We start from the raw sequence: 16,024 nt of genomic DNA on the forward strand, positions 1-16,024 counted from the left end.
TTTGGTATTTAAATCCTAAAATAATCCTGTAATTCTTCCGCTGGCATCTACATCAATATTTTCTGCTGCGGGCCGCTTCGGCAGTCCGGGCATTGTCATTATGTCACCGGTAAGCGCTACAACAAATCCTGCCCCTGCTGAAATTTTTACATTTCTTACATTTATCTTAAAACCGGTTGGACGGCCAAGTATTTTAGGATTATCGGTAAGAGAATACTGAGTCTTAGCAATACAAACCGGAACATTTCTAAATCCGAGTTTCTCTAAATTATCGATTTCTTTTAATGCGGCCGGGGCAAATTCCACACCATCTGCGCCGTATATCTCTTTGGCTATGGTAGTTATTTTATCTGCAATGCCTATATCTAAATCATAGATTGGTTTAAATTCGTTTTTGCCCTCATCTATAATCCTTACGACTTCTTTTGCAAGCTCTATGCCGCCTTCTCCACCTTTTGCCCAGACTTCTGAAAGCACCGCATTTACACCAAGATTATTACACTCTTCTTGAACTAATTTGAGTTCATTTTCAGTATCTGTAGGGAATTTATTAATAGCTACGACTGCAGGAATTTTATACTTTTTAGTGATATTTTCTACATGTTTTAATAGGTTTGGCAATCCCTTTTTCAATGCATCCAAGTTTTCCTTGCTAAGATCTTCTTTACTTACTCCACCATTATATTTTAAAGCACGGACAGTTGCAACAATTACTACAGCATCCGGCTTTATGCCTGCCGTGCGGCATTTTATATCTAAGAACTTTTCCGCTCCAAGATCTGCGCCAAAACCTGCCTCTGTTACTACATAATCTGCAAGTTTTAATGCCATTTTTGTTGCAATAATGCTGTTGCAGCCATGGGCAATGTTTGCAAAGGGTCCTCCGTGTACAAATGCAGGTGTTCCTTCAAGGGTTTGAACCAAGTTCGGTTTAAAAGCGTCTTTTAAAAGTGCGGTCATCGCTCCATGTGCCTTTAAATCCTTAGCCGTAACCGGTTTTCCATCATAGGTATAGCCAATTATTATTCGCCCAAGACGATTTTTTAAATCTTCCATGTCAGTTGCGAGGCAAAATACTGCCATAATCTCAGATGCAACCGTAATGTCGTATCCGTCTTCCCTAGGCATGCCATTTGTTTTTCCGCCAAGACCGTCAACTACAAATCTGAGCTGCCGGTCGTTCATGTCTACACATCTCTTCCAAGTTATACGGCGAGGATCGATATTGAGCTCGTTTCCTTGATAAATGTGATTGTCTATCATGGCGGCTAAAAGGTTATTAGCTGCGCCGATAGCATGAAAATCTCCGGTAAAATGAAGGTTTATGTCTTCCATAGGCACTACCTGGGCATATCCTCCGCCTGCAGCACCTCCCTTTATTCCAAACACCGGTCCTAGGGAAGGTTCCCTAAGGGCTATCATGGCATTTTTGCCGAGTCTTCTTAAGGCATCGCCCAATCCTACTGTCGTTGTGGTCTTGCCTTCTCCCGCAGGCGTTGGGTTTATTGCAGTGGTAAGTATCAGCTTGCCGTCTTTCTTGTTTTCAAGGCCTTTTAACAAGTTGTAGTTGATTTTAGCTTTATACTTACCATAGTATTCTATCTCATCCTCAGAAAGGCCGACTTTCGCCGCAATATCCTTAATATGTTCAAGTTTAGCTTCCTGGGCAATTTCAATATCGCTTTTATAGCTCACTTTACTTCCTCCCTTGGATTTGAGTTTTTTATAAGTGTTAAGATATTATCTTTAATTAACCTGACTTCATTTGTATAGTTTATGCAAGACTTAAAAGGCGCTTGTCCCAACCTATCAGCTTTTATAAGCTCATCATCGTAAGGTAAAAATCCTAAAACCTGAGTATCTTCGCAGGCTTTTTTAATAAATTCTTTTTCCTCATCGCTACTAATTTTATTGCCTACAACGAATACATTCTTTACCCCTATATCTCCTGCCAGCTTTTTGATGGTAGACAATGTTTGAATACTTCTCTTGCCCGGCTCGGTCACAACGATAAAGGCATCTACGCAATCTGCGGTAGCTCTTCCAAGATGTTCTATGCCGGCTTCCATATCCATTATTAACGCATCTTGAGGGGCTATAAGAAGATGCTGCATTAAAGCCCTTAAAAAAGCATGCTCCGGGCATATGCACCCTGAACCGCCGGCTTTTACAGTGCCCATAACCAGAAGCTTTATACCTTCATGCTCAACACAATATTTTTCAGGTATATCGTCCACTTTTGGATTAAGTTTGAACATCTGCCCTATCCTGCCCGGCACAGCTTGGGTCCGCTGAGCTATTAAATCTTTTATTTCAGAAAGGGGCGTTATGTTCATAATTTTTTCTTCCGGAAATCCTAAAGCCATTGCAAGATTTGCATCAGGGTCTGCATCAACAGCTAGGACTTTGCATCCTTCTTCTGCCATTACTTTTGCAAGAACTCCTGCAAACGTGGTTTTACCTACGCCGCCTTTACCTGTAATTGCTATCTTCACCGCCAGCACATCCTTTACTTTCTCGATAAGCTTTATATACTAAGTATTTTCCGTTTTTCTTCAATGCAGCTGATGATTTTCTTTGCCGCTTCCTTAGGATCTGATTCTATATCAAAATAGCCGCCATATATGTCTTTAACATCATTTGTGAGAAACCTTGTTAAATTATCGGAGCCTGTTACTTGAGGTGCAACACCTAACATAGTATATACCCCGGAGGCAACAACATAGGTTCCTATGGAAAGCGCCTTTTCTGACATCCACTCAGGAGCCGCCCCTGCCACCGGCAGATCTTTTATATCTACATTCATGAACTTAGCAAGCTCTGATAACAACAGTAGTATCCTACTTATATCTACACATGAACCCATATGCAGCACCGGCGGGATATTCACTAATTCGCAAACAGTAGCAAGTCCTTTGCCACAAAGGCCACGAGCTTCTTTTGACATAAGGCCTGCTTTTATACAAGCATAAGCACCGCATCCGGTTGTCACCACAAGCACATCATTTTTAATTAATTCTTTTGCCAGCTCTACATGACCTTTATCATGTAAAACCTTATGATTGTTGCATCCGACGATAGCTACTGCTCCCCTGAGCACTCCTGACTTTATGGCATCTGCCAAGGGCTTTACTGTTCCGGAGGGATGGGCAGTGCTGTTTGTAACTTTATCTAAGGCATTTATAATTGCCTCATTGCTGTAACCTACAAATCCTTTTGACTTTTCTTGGGGTATAAAAATATTTCCCTGTCTGTTTTTAAAGTTCATTACAGCTTCCTTAACAATTCTTTTTGCAGATTCTATAGCCTCTTCTTCATTAAACTGCATATGAATTGCGCCGGGAATTTTGGCTTTAGGGGATGTGGTTATAAGTTTTGTATGATAACATTTTGCAACTTGAGACAGTGCAGGCATTATGCACTGAACATCAACCACCATAGCATCTACTGCCCCTGTAACTATTGCCAGTTCTTGTTGGAAAAAGTTGCCTGCCATCGGTATTCCGTGGCGCATTGCAATTTCATTTCCGGTGCAGCACATGCCTACAAGGTTTATTCCTTCAGCCCCCTGCTTTTTAGCAAGCTCAATTAACTCCGGATCGTTTACCGCAATAAGTATCGCCTCCGAAAGCGTAGGTTCGTGGCCGTGGATTACCAAATTTACTTCGTCCTCTTTAAGAACACCAAGATTTGCTTCAATTTCATGAGGCTCGGGAACTCCGAACAATATATCTGAAAGCTCTGTTCCTATCATGGAGCCGCCCCATCCATCGCTAAGCGCCGCCCTTATAGCAGTTGTCATGATATTTCTGTAATCCGCATCACAGCCTATATGTGTAGAATGTAAAACTTCCACAATGTCTCTGTCTATAGCCCTGGGCGTTACGTTCATTTTATTCCAGATTTTTTTTCTATCCTCTGGGGCTCTCTGGATAAATCTTAAGTTGCCAAAAGGCTTACCGAATTCTTCAAGGGCTGTTTTAGCAACATTGGCAGCTATATCCTTTATATCCTGATTTTCTGTATCGATTCCCCATTCTTTTGCAAGGGAGATAAGTTTTTTATGGTTTTTTACTTTATAGCCTGATTCAGGATTTTTTGCCGCATGGTAGAGAGCGTGGGCAATATCGCGGCCGTGGTCGGAATGGGCCGAAGAACCTGCGGCGATGGAACGGGCAAGGTTTCTCGATGCAATGGTATCCTCGTCTGCTCCGCATATTCCTTTTTTAGGTCCATCTTCACTTACTTTTACTATTCTGCAAGGTCCCATTGCACAATTAGTGCAGCAAAGACCCATTTCGCCGAAGCCGCATTGAGGCTGCATAGCTTCTGCCCTGTCCCATACTGTTTCTATCTTTTCGTTCCTTGCTTTTTCCATTAGTTTATAATTTGCTGCGTCACAGCTTAAACACTCAAAATCGCATGACATAATCTCACCTCATGTTGTTTTATACTATCTTTATTTTTAAAGCCCTTGTAGGACATGACATAGCGCAGAAAGGCTTGTCGGAATGTGCGCATCTGTCGCACATAGTTGGGAATGTATGAAGTTCAATAGCGCCGAAAGGACAGGCCTCCTCGCAAAGACCGCAGCCTGTGCATAGCATCTTGTCAACCTTTATGATTCCAAGTTCCTCATCTTTAGAAAGCGCTCCGGTTGGACATACGGCAATGCACCGAGGATTTGCGCAAAGCATACACTGTTCGAGTTTTAGCTTTCCTCCCTTTGTTTTTATTCTAAGCCGGGAAATTTTATTTTCCTTTATCGCGCCAGATAGGCTTCTAGAGTCAGAATGAGCCGCTGCGCAGGCAAGTTCACAGGTCTTGCATCCAAGGCAAAGGTCTTTTTCAAAAAGAATCTTTACCATAATTTATACCCCTCTTCTTTTTATATTTTATATTTGTTATTATTTTCACAATTACTGAGTTCATAATACATTATTGATAAATATTTGTCAATATGATTTATGGCAAACAGCAAAGAATATTTTGCTATATTGAAAAAGGCTTGCATTTGCTATATTATCATGGTAAGGCTAAGACAAATTAATTTGATAAGGAGACTTATGCTTATGATTAGATTTGGAGTTGTCGGCACTGGATGGATTACTGATGCTTTTATAAAAGGCGCTAGCTTAGATAAGGACTTTAAGCTTTGTGCTGTTTATTCAAGAAGCACGGAAAAAGCAAAAGAGTTTGCTAAAAAATACTCTGTTGAAAATATATTTACGGATTTGGAAGAAATGGCAAAAAGCAACTTGATTGATGCAGTTTACATAGCAAGCCCAAACTCGCTTCATGCTGAACAGTCTATATTTTTTATGAACCACAAAAAACACGTTTTATGCGAAAAACCTTTAGCTTCTAATAGTAATGAAGTAAAGAATATGATAAAAGCCTCCCGCGACAATAATGTTGCGCTAATGGAGGCGTTAAAAACCGGCTTTCTTCCTAATTTTAAGGCGGTAAAAGAAAATCTGGATAAATTGGGAGAAATTCGAAGGATAGTAGCAAATTTTTGCCAGTATTCTTCCAGATATGATAGCTTTAAAGAAGGTAGGCATTGCAATGTTTTTGATCCTGCTTTTTCCGGGGGTTCGCTGATGGATATTGGCATTTACTGTACATATTTTATAATGAGCTTATTCGGAGTGCCGAAAGATGTGGTTGCTACAGGCGAAATTCTTGGCACCGGCGTGGACGGACAGGGCACCCTCTGCCTACAATATGATGGTATGGAAGGCGTAGTTATACATTCTAAGATAACTGATTCAGTGGTTTCCAGTGAAATTCAGGGCGAGTCCGGGAATATGGTTATTAACAAAATATCCGTTCCCAGGAATATCACAATATATTATCGCGGCGGAAACATTCAAGACATCTCCCGCCCCCAAATAGAAGATGATATGTATTATGAAGCAGCTGAATTTATAAATTTAATAAAAGCTGGAAAAATTGAATCAGATATTAATTCCCACAAGCTTTCTCTTTCAGTCATGGAAGTGTTGGATAAGGCAAGGAAGCAGATTGGAGTTATCTTTCCTGCTGATAAAAAAATCTGACAGGTTGCCTAATTGAAAGGAACTTTTATAATGGATTACAAAAAAGATGAATTTCCATCTATTGATGAAACTTTAGAAATGTTAGATGATATTGCAGATGAAATTCCTAAAGAATTTTTTCGTAAATTAAATAAGGGAATTATATTGCTGCCTGAATATAAGCTCCACAAAAGCAGTTGCGACCCTAACAGACTTTATATTATGGGAGAATACAGCGTTGATGTTACCGGCAGGCAGATAAGAATTTACTACGGCTCATTTAAAAAGATATGTCAAGGCCTTCCCCGCCCGATTTTAAGACAAAAATTAAAGGATGTGCTTTTGCATGAATTTACACACCATTTAGAGTCCATGGCAGGGGAAAAGGGTCTTGAGATTAAAGATGACGAGGCGCTGGAAAAATATATGAGAAAAAATAATCTGAACTAAATGAACAAATTCATTTTTTTCCGCTTACTGCCAAGTATGAAATCGAAAAGAATATAACTATACATCCAATAACTTCGGTTATACTTACAGCTTCATTTAATAGTAAAACTCCTGTAATTACACTGGTAATAGGCTCAAACAGCGAAAAAATCGCAGCTGATGTTGAGCCTATTTCTCGTATGCCCACCTGCATAAGTATCATTGCCAAAAAAGATGTAAAGAATGCAACTATAATCATAAAAACAAAGGACTTAAGCGGCAAATTAACTACAATATATCCGATAAAAATATTTCCGATAAGCATGGTAAGGGCGGCAAAAATAGCGATATAAAGCGAGAGCTTGTAAGGTGATATTTTAACCAGTCCGCTTTTTTCAACCATTACCATATAAAAAGCGTAAGTTAAGGCGGAAGTTACTGCCATAATAACACCTAAAATATTTTCGATATGTTGAAAATCCATGAAACAAAAAACGCCGAAGCACGCAAGGCATAGCGCTATAATCTTCTGCCTGCTCAGATTTTCACCAAAAGCATATCTGCACAGCACTGCAACAAAAACCGGATACATAAAATGAAGGGTTGTTGTAGCACCTACCCCTATATATGGATATGAACTGTAAAGCAGCGCCGTCGTAGCAGTAATTCCAAATACAGAAACCATTATTATGTATTTCAAATCTTGTTTTTCAATTTTAAGGTCAAGCTTATTGTATTTTAAAAGTACATACAAAAAGGGAATAGCGAAAAGGTTCCTATAAAATGTCATAGAAAGCGAATTATTGCCCATCTCATAAGTAAGGCTTGCCAGTATCGGCGTAAACCCATATAAAAATGCAGATAAAATTGCGCATAGCGCCCCTTTGATTTTCATTGCAGTAGACTCCTATCCATCTAAAATTTCAACCATGCTTTATTCTTTGTATAAGATTATACATAATATTTTAGGGTTCAGCTAAATGTTCATTTGACTGCTCTAGTATTTCCTGTACAATTTTTGGCGAGATTTTTTTAGGTTGCAGACTAGGTCTTCCCAGGTAGTATCCTTGCAGATAATCTGCTCCAAGTTGGATTAGTGTGTCCATTTCCTCTTTTGTCTCTATGCCTTCGGCAATTAATTTAACCTTCCGGCTTTTAGTATACTGCAAAATAGCCCTTACAAAGTTCTGTCGATTTATATCTTTGTCAATACCTCTAGTTACCGCCATGTTCAGTTTTACAAAGTCGGGGTAGAACGTCAAAAAAGCAATGCCAATGTTGTATCCTGAGCCGAAATCGTCTAAAGCCAAGGAGCATCCCCATCTTTTTGCAAGACTTTGCTTCTTTATAAATACTCTTTCATCAGTCAGTTCATTTTCAGTTATCTCAATTACGATGCGGGACAAATCCCTCTTAAACTTATTTTCCAGTTCTGCTAAATCTTTATCCGATAAAATATAGTTTGGAATTGAGTTAATAAATATCTTTGCATTTTCAAAATCTTTTTCATATTTTTTAAATGTCTCTAAAGTCTTAAACCAAGTGATGCGCTCCATATCATAAAGTCTTGATTGTGAGCCGGCAAGTGTTACAATGGCTCGAGAGGATATTAATACTGCAGATTTGGAACGTATTAGTGATTCATATGCAAATGTTTCTCCTGTTTTGGCAATTACAATCGGTTGAAATACAAAGTCAAAAAGTTTTTCTTCAATAAGGTTGTTTATCTCCTTTTTGCCATTGAAAAATAGTATCTTTTTATTGTAAACAGGTTTCTCAAACTCACCAATGCTTCCTTTTTCTCCGTTTTTTGATTCATACATGGCAAAATCTGCATATTTCAGTAATTCATAATAACTCGTTGAATCATCCGGGTACCATGCAATTCCCGCAGAAGCAGTAATATTCAGGTCTTTTCCGTCTGGAAGTTTTAAGATAGTATTACAGAGTTTGTTCTGCACCCTCTTGATTATTTCTTTTATTTGTTGCTTATCTTCATATCCATAAATAAAGGCATAAAATTCATCGCCCGACATTCTACCAACAATTCCGTTATAAATAGACAGTTCATTTAGAACCGAAGCGGCTGTTTTGATATACTGATCTCCAAAATCATGGCCATAAGTATCATTTACGAATTTCAAGTTGTCTAAATCCCACATAACAAGAGCGGCTGTCTTAACATCTTTTTCTTTAAGAAGTTTTATTACCTTTGCCTGAAATGCACGGCGATTAAGAAGATGTGTGAGTAAATCTCGATCTCGTTCATATTCTATCTTCTTTTTTTCCATTATTTCCCGCGTCGCATCTTCTATAATTCCAAGTATCTTGCCATCGCTTTTTTGAACCTTTATGCGAAGCCATCTATTACCACAGCTGCCATTTTCGCAGCAATATACATCCTCTGAATCCGGTTCCGGACATCTTCTTATTTCATCGAGTAGTTTATAGAAATATTCGGCGCTTATATATCCGCTTTCGTTTTTTTCTCTTTTTGCCCCTGTAAGCTCAAAAAAAGCATCCGTACATAATACCTTATCATTTTTTAGATCATGCTCAAATGCGCATATAGGCACTTCCATCATGCCGACGATCTTTGAAAGCTCGGCCGCCGATTCAGCAACCTTTGTGCTAAGCGACTCTACTGACCGTGCCAACTCGTCTATTTCGGCTATATTTGTTTTTGTTAAAGTTATAGGCATTTCGGGATCACTGCTCTTAACTTCTTTTACTAAATCTGTTATAGGCTTTATGAACCATATACCTATTAAAATAGAGACAATGAATCCTAAAACAAGGGAAAAAATAAGGGATATTGCTACATAAAACCTTATTCGTTCTGCGGGTTGAAAAAGATTTTTTTCTTCAACTATTCCCAGCAGCGCCCATTTATCCTCTTTAAATGGTGTATTATTGTCATATAAATCTAAATAATGTATACATCCATAAATTGTGTCTTTATTACTAATGCCCGTATTTATGGTAGCTATGTTTTTATATTCTTCTTTTCTTGTTAAGCTTATATCGGTCCCGCTTTTGAAAATCTTATTAAAAGACGATCCGCTAAAGGTTACATTTTCAAATGTCTTACCATTATCTCGAGTAATGGCCAAAAGATATGTCCCTTGTTTATTTGCCGCCATTTCATCATAGTAAAGCATTTTTCGAATATAGTCAGAGTCAAGTTCGATGCCAATTACTCCATATACGCTTCCGTTTTTATTGATAAGCGGGATTGAATAAGAAATTACTTTCGTCCCATAATTATTGAGCGTAAAATGTGTCCAATATCCCAGTTCTGAAAAGTCCGCATAAGGATACATTAGAGCAGTCTCAAAAGGCTTGTAGTAAAAGAATGAGCTTTCATCTTTTTTATCGAAGATAAACTGCGGCTTCCATCCCATTCCTAAGGCAATCTTTGATTTTCTAGCTGCTGCCGACGGTCCTATTTCCATACTCAAGTCTGAGTTATCGCTGGGATTAAATAAGGGGTCTGAGTCTCTTATATAAATCCCCGGATAATTTTCTTTGTTTTCACCATCGAGCACTATGAAAGCACCGGTTACCGCACTTTGTCTAACCGTAAAGACGATTTCATCTACAACTCTTTCCAAGAATTCGGACATAAGTACTGAATCTTGTTTAAAAGCCGCATAATCTGTGCCTTTTTCTTTTAGAAATGAATTTATTTCATCTTGAATGTCTTGTTCGAATTTTGCAATGTTTGAACGCCTTTGAATCATTTCGTTTTGAACATGATTTTTTCTGTTTAAAACTTTTTCATCAAGCAGGTTAATAGAATTCCTATTAAGTTCGTCAATTGTGCCACCATACCGTATATTTGCAGAAAGTATCAAGGTATGTATCAATAAAACCACGAGCATGGACAAAAGTAATCTCACTATTATGGAATTACGTTTAAGCCCCATTTTTCTCATATGCGAAGATCACCCTTACTTTTTTATCGCATCTTCTAATTCTATTTTTAAGCCCCTTAGCCACTCATTAAAGTTTTTATCTGTTGCAAATTGCTTTACTGCTGTTTCTCTACTTCTACCCTCCTCTATTAGCTGAACAACTTTTTCTCTATCTATTTTCGACTTGTCCAGCAAAGATTTTTCTAGCACCTTCCTTGCGTCTGTTCCGTTCTCAAAAGGTTTAGTAGTATATAGTTCATAGGTCTGTATTTGACTAATTATTGTAGGAAGAGCTGCTTTTAACTTATTCGAAGCCTTATTGTCTTTGTCAGCACTTAAAAATTCTTCCATTGTTTTTCTTTCAATAGATTCCTTTTTTACAGGTATATAGCCGGATTGTATGCTAAATCTGATATTATTATCTTTTTTTGTAAACCATTTTAAAAACTCCACCGAAGCAGATTCTTTAATCTCATTTGATTTTGTAACAACTATTCCTGCTCCTTGCTGAACTGCACAAGGATATGTATCCTTAAAATTAGGGAGTGGTAGAGTCAAAGATTCGATAGGGTATTCGGTGCTGTCATTGATAACCACTGTATCAGGAAAATATGTTATTCCCGAAGTAGAGCATACAAGTGCAATTATTTCTCCGGTTTTAGCATCATCAGATCGAAACTTGCCTACGGCCTTATAATATCCGTTGATGTAAGGAATATAAAAATTATCCCACAATTTTCTCATAACTGCATCATTAATGGTCAAATAGGCCTGGCCATTTTTTACATTAAATATCTCGCTCCCTAATTGTTTGGAACCCACAAGCATATAATTTGCCATTGCATCTCGACCAAAAAACGCTTTACCATCATTAGGAGTTAAGGTTAATGAATCAGTCCACTCATAGTATCTTTTTGCTGTTTCTGCCACTCCTTCCCAAGTTTTAAGGTTATCTAAACTTGCACCAGTGCCCAAGGCAAATTTATCCCAATCAGTTTTATTTAGCATCATAATTTCAGTAGCCTTTGCAGTAGGAAAAATTTTAATTTCATTTTTGCCGTTAAAATTTCCTTCAGAAATAAAAGAATCTATATACTCTTTTATTTCTTGCTCTGTTAAATAATCTCCTATATCAGTTGCGAAACCTAGCTTATCAATTTGATAGGCATTGTCTGCATACGCTGTAAACATATCCGGCATAGGTTCTGCTCCGATTTTTCCGTTGATGGATTCAATTACCTTTCTTTCCAAATCATCAATATTGCCTTGGCTAAATGCTTCTACGGCTATTCCCTTTTTAAGTCCTTCAGTTTCATTAAATTCAGTTACCAGCTCATCAAATGCTAATTTTTGAACTCCGTTGTAATAGTGCCATACAGTAAGCAGCACAGGACGGCCAGGGCTTGTCCTGCTATTTTTATCCGGAGAACATCCCAATAAAAAAATTGATAATGAAAAACAAACAAAAATAACTAAAAACCTTTTCATGCTCCGATGCAGCCCTCCCTAAATCTTAACTTTTGATTATACTCAGAATTTATTATCAATAATTGTATCAAAAGATTTCAAAGATGTATATACAAAAATAGGGCGGCATCTTCCAACCCGCCTATAATTTTGGCGAAGTTAAGTGTCTTGAGGAGATGGCGATATATACTTACTTAGAATTTCCATGACTTCTTCGTCTGATACCTGAGCAAAGTTTTCGTAAAATTGGCCTACTGCATAAAAAGGTTCTTCTGATATGATACATACAACTTCATCTGCAAGCTTTTTGAGCTGTAAAAGAGTATCGGGAGCTATGACAGGAACGGTTAGTAATATCTTTTTGGGGTTTAATCCCTTAAGAAAATTTATAGCTGCAATTACCGTATAGCCTGTGGCTATACCATCATCTACCAGCAAGACCTTTTTGTCTGTTAAATCATCGTATGTGTCTTTGCCTCTGTACTTTTTTAACCTTTCCCTTATCTCTTGAAGCTTAATACGTGATTCCTGCTCTATATAATCTTTACCCACGCGCAGCATATTTATTGCATATTGGTTTAGAGCCACTTCACCTAAAGGGTCTACCGCCCCAATAGCTAGTTCCTCATTAAATGGAGCACCCAATTTTCTTGTAACTACTACATCCATGGGAAGATTCAATTTGCTGCATATTTCATCAGCCACTACAACGCCGCCTCTAGGAATTGCAAATACAATCACATCAGGGTCATTCTTATATGCTTTTAGTTTTTCCGCCAACTGCCTTCCTGCATCGGTGCGATCTTTAAACATGCTATAGCCTCCATCTTAAAGAGATTAGTCTTAATCTACTTTAAAAAAATCCAAGATCTATTGCAAGTTCAGATCTTGGATGTCCATAAGTTCAATTAAGGATATTTTACACAAGTTCGCTTATTATTTTTGCCGATATCGAGCGCGCCAAGACTACCGGTATTTTTGTTTTGTCATGCACCATCTCTTTCATCTTCATTGTATAACCAATACAATCCATTACTATTATATCAACTTTTGATCGGGCAAACTTGTCTGCCGCCACTTTAATTTCATCAATATCACCATATGGAGAGCAGGCTTCTACCACTACTTTTTCTGCCGCTTTTTGCCACCTCTCGTAAGCTGACGGCACCTGATCTTGGCTTGGTATGGCAACTCCCAATGTCCTATCTTGCGCTATAGCTTTTATAGTATAATACAACAGTTTTTGTGGTCTAATTAATAACGCTTCTGTGTCCAAATCGGGAAATTCACCGGTACACGCTAAAAATATTACATTGATATTGCTTTTTTCCAACTCTTTTATTCGTTCTTTTAGCAGTGGAAATACTTTTTCTCCTGCAATTTTTACCTCGGTGCCATCTGCCATTCGAGTTACTAAAACTTCCTCTGTCTGCTTCGGATATAGTTCTTTAACTTCTTCCCTCGACAAGCCATCCAGCGCGCCTTTTTCTTCTATGTGCACATCTTCTCCTAAAATCATTTTAAGCTCAGGGGTAAGATCGGTTCTCGGCGCTTGCCCTATCGTCACAAGACCTATTTTTTTCACGCTATCATCCCCGCCTTTTATTCTAATATCAGTTTGCCATTATCCATAATTAATTTTCCGTCTACATGCACGGTAGGATTTAAGACAACCGCGTCCAGGTGAACTCCTGCGCTTACTGTGCCGCCGAATGTATTATTACTGCCAAAGGCCACATGAATAGTTCCCAGTATTTTTTCATCTTCTAAAATATTTCCGGTAAGACGCGCATTAGGATTTGTACCTATACCAAATTCAGCAAGATTTCTTGCTTCTTTAGAGTCTCCTAAAATCTTAAGCCATTTTTCGGCCTCTTTTCCTTCAGCGCTTATTAAAAGCCCATTTTTTACGGTAAGCAGGATCGGTTCATCCAGTTTTCCTATTCCGACTATACTGCCATCTACTAAAATTTGACCGGAAGACTTACCTTCAACAGGAGCAATATAGGCTTCGCCGGACGGAAGATTGCCTGATTCACCTTTTTTAGTATATCTTCCCGGACTTTCTATACCTTTTCTCCCTGTTATATCGATTTCTAGCTTATAGCCTTGTTTTTCTACTATCGCACTACTGCCCCGGGTTAGAATATCTGCAACTTTTTTAGTAAGTTTCTCCACTTCTACATAATCTGCGGTTATAGCGCCTTCTCTGAACATTTCTTCTGTTATTCCCGGCATGGTTGCAATTCTTGCGCCACTTTCCGCCGCAGCTTTTTTAGCATTTGTGTGTGTCACTGAATGCTCTGTTATACACACAACCACATCTGCGTTTTTCATGGCTTCTGCCGCAGCTTTTGGGGGTTCTTGTCCGGATTTTTCCATTGTAGGTATTTTTACAAGTATCGGAGTTGCTCCCAGAACTTTTCCTGCTTTGTACATATTTTGCGCTAATTCTTCTTTTATATCATCCGTAAGCACTAAAAGTTGTTCGCCTGGCTTTAATGCAAGACAATCCCTTAGCAGGTTTTTTGATATTTCTACAAGATCAGCCATCTCAATTCCTTCTTCCTAATGTCTTGAGGTGCTCCATTGAACCATATAATTTGATTATACGTTCCCATTCCTGTTCATCATAAAATTTACACTGATTTCTTCCAAAGCTTTTGGCAACTTCTAAAGCAAATCTTGAGGTAACCTCTATATCTATTTCATGGGATGCTCCCGTAGCACAACCCGGCACTGCTGTTTCTGTTGTAATGGCAACACCAACTACAGGACTTGAAGTGGCAGTACAAGGCTGCATTAAGCTATTTATATGATATAAGTCATTTCCATATGGCGTTATATCTTGCGTAGTTATTGCAAGAACTTGTGCAGGCTTTCCTGTAGCAATCTCCATTATGCTTACTAAATCGTCGCTTATTCTTAGTATATAACCGTCCTTTACAGTAGGCGTTATGGCAAAGCCTCTGTGATTGAAAACTCTATTTCCTTTTGTAGTATCTATTGTCAGGATTGCATCCATTGAAGGATCAACTTCCATTTTATTCATTGTCTGCATATCTACCGGAGAACCCATAAAAGGAACAGGGTCATGAGGTTCCGTAGGGGCATTTGGACAAATATGTGTTGAAATTATAACATCGCCATCAAGTATATCGCCTTTTTGCTTCATATCGCCAAGCTTTAATGCACAGGAAAGAGCTGCGCATGCTCCGTCACCATCAGATACATAGCCGATTCTTTCGGGTCTTGCTCCAATTCCGCCTAATCTGCCTATAATGCCAAGGGTGGGGCAATCCCCTCCTTTTATTTTTCCATTTTTACCCGGGATTACGATTTTTATAAAATCTGTTTTTCCGGTTTTTCCTTTTATTTCTTTAATTGAAATATCTTCCAATCCTCTTTTTGTAAGAAAGTCCTTTACTTTTTCTCCATTTACTGCGGAATCATCCAAGAGTTCTATCATTTCTATTACTTGTTTTAACATTGCTTATCACCTCAATAATTTTATTTTATAAAGTCAGATATTCTAATATTAAGCCTGCGGCTTTTACAGCATCAACCACTTTTATACCAACTTGTTCCTCTATGTCTTTTCTAATATCTATAGTCGTCATTCCTGTGCATCCTAATGCAATAACATCACATCCAGAATCTTTTAAGTCTTTTGCGGCAATTAATGCATTCTTTTTTCCTTGAGCTGTATTCAAATCTAATGTTGTGTCCACTTCTTTGGGTTTCACTGATTTAACAAGCCTTTTGCCTAAAATTTCTACCATTGCCGCAGGTGCTGTTTCAGTAATTCCCAATACACCTATCTTATTGCCCAAGCTTAAAGCTACTGATGCGCAAGAAGAACCTGCTCCAATTACCGGTATCCTCAAGATTTTTCTTGCTTCTATAACCCCGGGATCTGCTGCACAGCTTATGAATACTGCATCCTTACCCTTTTCTTCAAATTCTTTAGCAAGGCTTAGTATTTTAGGCAGTGCAAGTTTTTCAGTTTCATCATCGTGTATTCCTTCCGGTTGATCCGGAATACATCTTGATTCGATTTCTAAATTTGGAAAAAGTCCTTGCAATATCTTGCCGTGCTTGTCTAAAAAATCTCTATCTTCGGTTGTGAGAACTCTTATTAACCCTACTTTAAGATTCAATTTATTCACC

Annotated in this window: 14 protein-coding genes; 2 read left to right on the forward strand and 12 right to left on the reverse strand. The window is 38.3% G+C overall.

Going from position 1 to position 16,024, the window contains the following annotated elements; genetic code table 11:
• Positions 1-15 precede the first annotated feature (15 nt).
• From TSYNT_RS06050 to TSYNT_RS06065, 4 genes are read right to left on the reverse strand one after another with little or no spacing between them, the layout of a single operon-like run.
• Positions 16-1,695: a formate--tetrahydrofolate ligase gene (locus TSYNT_RS06050; RefSeq protein ID WP_059032601.1), complete on the reverse strand. Its 1,680-nt coding sequence runs from the start codon at positions 1,693-1,695 to the stop codon at positions 16-18.
• Positions 1,692-2,495, reverse strand: a complete 804-nt coding sequence (locus TSYNT_RS06055) for an ATP-binding protein (RefSeq protein WP_059032602.1) — start codon at positions 2,493-2,495, stop codon at positions 1,692-1,694. Before TSYNT_RS06055 ends, TSYNT_RS06050 begins: the two co-directional genes overlap by 4 nt.
• A gap of 32 nt (positions 2,496-2,527) precedes the next feature.
• The gene (gene cooS, locus TSYNT_RS06060) at positions 2,528-4,429 is read right to left on the reverse strand and encodes an anaerobic carbon-monoxide dehydrogenase catalytic subunit (protein ID WP_059032603.1); all 1,902 of its coding nucleotides are present in this window, start codon (positions 4,427-4,429) and stop codon (positions 2,528-2,530) included.
• 19 nt (positions 4,430-4,448) lie between these two features.
• Positions 4,449-4,868: a 4Fe-4S binding protein gene (locus tag TSYNT_RS06065; protein WP_059032604.1), complete on the reverse strand. Its 420-nt coding sequence runs from the start codon at positions 4,866-4,868 to the stop codon at positions 4,449-4,451.
• A gap of 204 nt (positions 4,869-5,072) precedes the next feature.
• Between TSYNT_RS06065 and TSYNT_RS06070 the strand changes: the two genes are divergently transcribed.
• Positions 5,073-6,062, forward strand: a complete 990-nt coding sequence (locus TSYNT_RS06070) for a Gfo/Idh/MocA family protein (RefSeq protein WP_059032605.1) — start codon at positions 5,073-5,075, stop codon at positions 6,060-6,062.
• 30 nt (positions 6,063-6,092) lie between these two features.
• Entirely contained in the window at positions 6,093-6,491 is a 399-nt protein-coding gene (locus TSYNT_RS06075) for a metallopeptidase family protein (protein WP_059032878.1), read from the forward strand.
• 10 nt (positions 6,492-6,501) lie between these two features.
• Here the strand turns inward: TSYNT_RS06075 and TSYNT_RS06080 are convergent, their stop codons facing one another.
• The 8 genes from TSYNT_RS06080 to TSYNT_RS06115 all read right to left on the reverse strand — a co-directional run bounded on the left by TSYNT_RS06080 (position 6,502) and on the right by TSYNT_RS06115 (position 16,014).
• A complete protein-coding gene (locus tag TSYNT_RS06080) occupies positions 6,502-7,365 on the reverse strand; it encodes a DMT family transporter (protein ID WP_059032606.1) in 864 nt (287 codons plus the stop codon).
• 70 nt (positions 7,366-7,435) lie between these two features.
• Complete coding sequence (locus TSYNT_RS06085; RefSeq protein ID WP_059032607.1) at positions 7,436-10,408, reverse strand: EAL domain-containing protein; 2,973 nt, start codon at positions 10,406-10,408, stop codon at positions 7,436-7,438.
• Between the two features lie 15 nt (positions 10,409-10,423).
• Positions 10,424-11,875, reverse strand: coding sequence for an extracellular solute-binding protein (locus TSYNT_RS06090; protein ID WP_059032608.1), 1,452 nt, complete (start codon positions 11,873-11,875; stop codon positions 10,424-10,426).
• A gap of 138 nt (positions 11,876-12,013) precedes the next feature.
• Positions 12,014-12,667 carry a phosphoribosyltransferase gene (locus TSYNT_RS06095; protein WP_059032609.1) on the reverse strand — a complete coding sequence of 218 codons (654 nt, stop codon included), beginning with the start codon at positions 12,665-12,667 and terminating at the stop codon, positions 12,014-12,016.
• Between the two features lie 106 nt (positions 12,668-12,773).
• Positions 12,774-13,439 carry an AroM family protein gene (locus tag TSYNT_RS06100; RefSeq protein ID WP_059032610.1) on the reverse strand — a complete coding sequence of 222 codons (666 nt, stop codon included), beginning with the start codon at positions 13,437-13,439 and terminating at the stop codon, positions 12,774-12,776.
• A gap of 17 nt (positions 13,440-13,456) precedes the next feature.
• On the reverse strand, positions 13,457-14,407 hold the full coding sequence (locus tag TSYNT_RS06105) for an aminopeptidase (protein WP_059032611.1): 951 nt from the start codon (positions 14,405-14,407) through the stop codon (positions 13,457-13,459).
• Position 14,408: 1 nt separating this feature from the next.
• The gene (locus TSYNT_RS06110) at positions 14,409-15,344 is read right to left on the reverse strand and encodes a DUF1177 domain-containing protein (RefSeq protein ID WP_059032612.1); all 936 of its coding nucleotides are present in this window, start codon (positions 15,342-15,344) and stop codon (positions 14,409-14,411) included.
• Between the two features lie 25 nt (positions 15,345-15,369).
• Entirely contained in the window at positions 15,370-16,014 is a 645-nt protein-coding gene (locus TSYNT_RS06115) for an aspartate/glutamate racemase family protein (protein ID WP_059032613.1), read from the reverse strand.
• Positions 16,015-16,024 lie beyond the last annotated feature (10 nt).

Origin of the sequence: Tepidanaerobacter syntrophicus (assembly GCF_001485475.2) — a bacterium.
Classification (GTDB): domain Bacteria; phylum Bacillota; class Thermosediminibacteria; order Thermosediminibacterales; family Tepidanaerobacteraceae; genus Tepidanaerobacter; species Tepidanaerobacter syntrophicus.

Excerpts from the sequence above, each read along its gene's own strand:
- cooS (WP_059032603.1), bottom strand. The coding sequence starts at position 4,429 with ATGTCATGCGATTTTGAGTGTTTAAGCTGTGACGCAGCAAATTATAAA.
- TSYNT_RS06065 (WP_059032604.1), bottom strand. The coding sequence starts at position 4,868 with ATGGTAAAGATTCTTTTTGAAAAAGACCTTTGCCTTGGATGCAAGACC.
- TSYNT_RS06070 (WP_059032605.1), top strand. The coding sequence starts at position 5,073 with ATGATTAGATTTGGAGTTGTCGGCACTGGATGGATTACTGATGCTTTT.
- TSYNT_RS06075 (WP_059032878.1), top strand. The coding sequence starts at position 6,093 with ATGGATTACAAAAAAGATGAATTTCCATCTATTGATGAAACTTTAGAA.
- TSYNT_RS06080 (WP_059032606.1), bottom strand. The coding sequence starts at position 7,365 with ATGAAAATCAAAGGGGCGCTATGCGCAATTTTATCTGCATTTTTATAT.
- TSYNT_RS06085 (WP_059032607.1), bottom strand. The coding sequence starts at position 10,408 with ATGAGAAAAATGGGGCTTAAACGTAATTCCATAATAGTGAGATTACTT.
- TSYNT_RS06090 (WP_059032608.1), bottom strand. The coding sequence starts at position 11,875 with ATGAAAAGGTTTTTAGTTATTTTTGTTTGTTTTTCATTATCAATTTTT.
- TSYNT_RS06095 (WP_059032609.1), bottom strand. The coding sequence starts at position 12,667 with ATGTTTAAAGATCGCACCGATGCAGGAAGGCAGTTGGCGGAAAAACTA.
- TSYNT_RS06105 (WP_059032611.1), bottom strand. The coding sequence starts at position 14,407 with ATGGCTGATCTTGTAGAAATATCAAAAAACCTGCTAAGGGATTGTCTT.
- TSYNT_RS06110 (WP_059032612.1), bottom strand. The coding sequence starts at position 15,344 with ATGTTAAAACAAGTAATAGAAATGATAGAACTCTTGGATGATTCCGCA.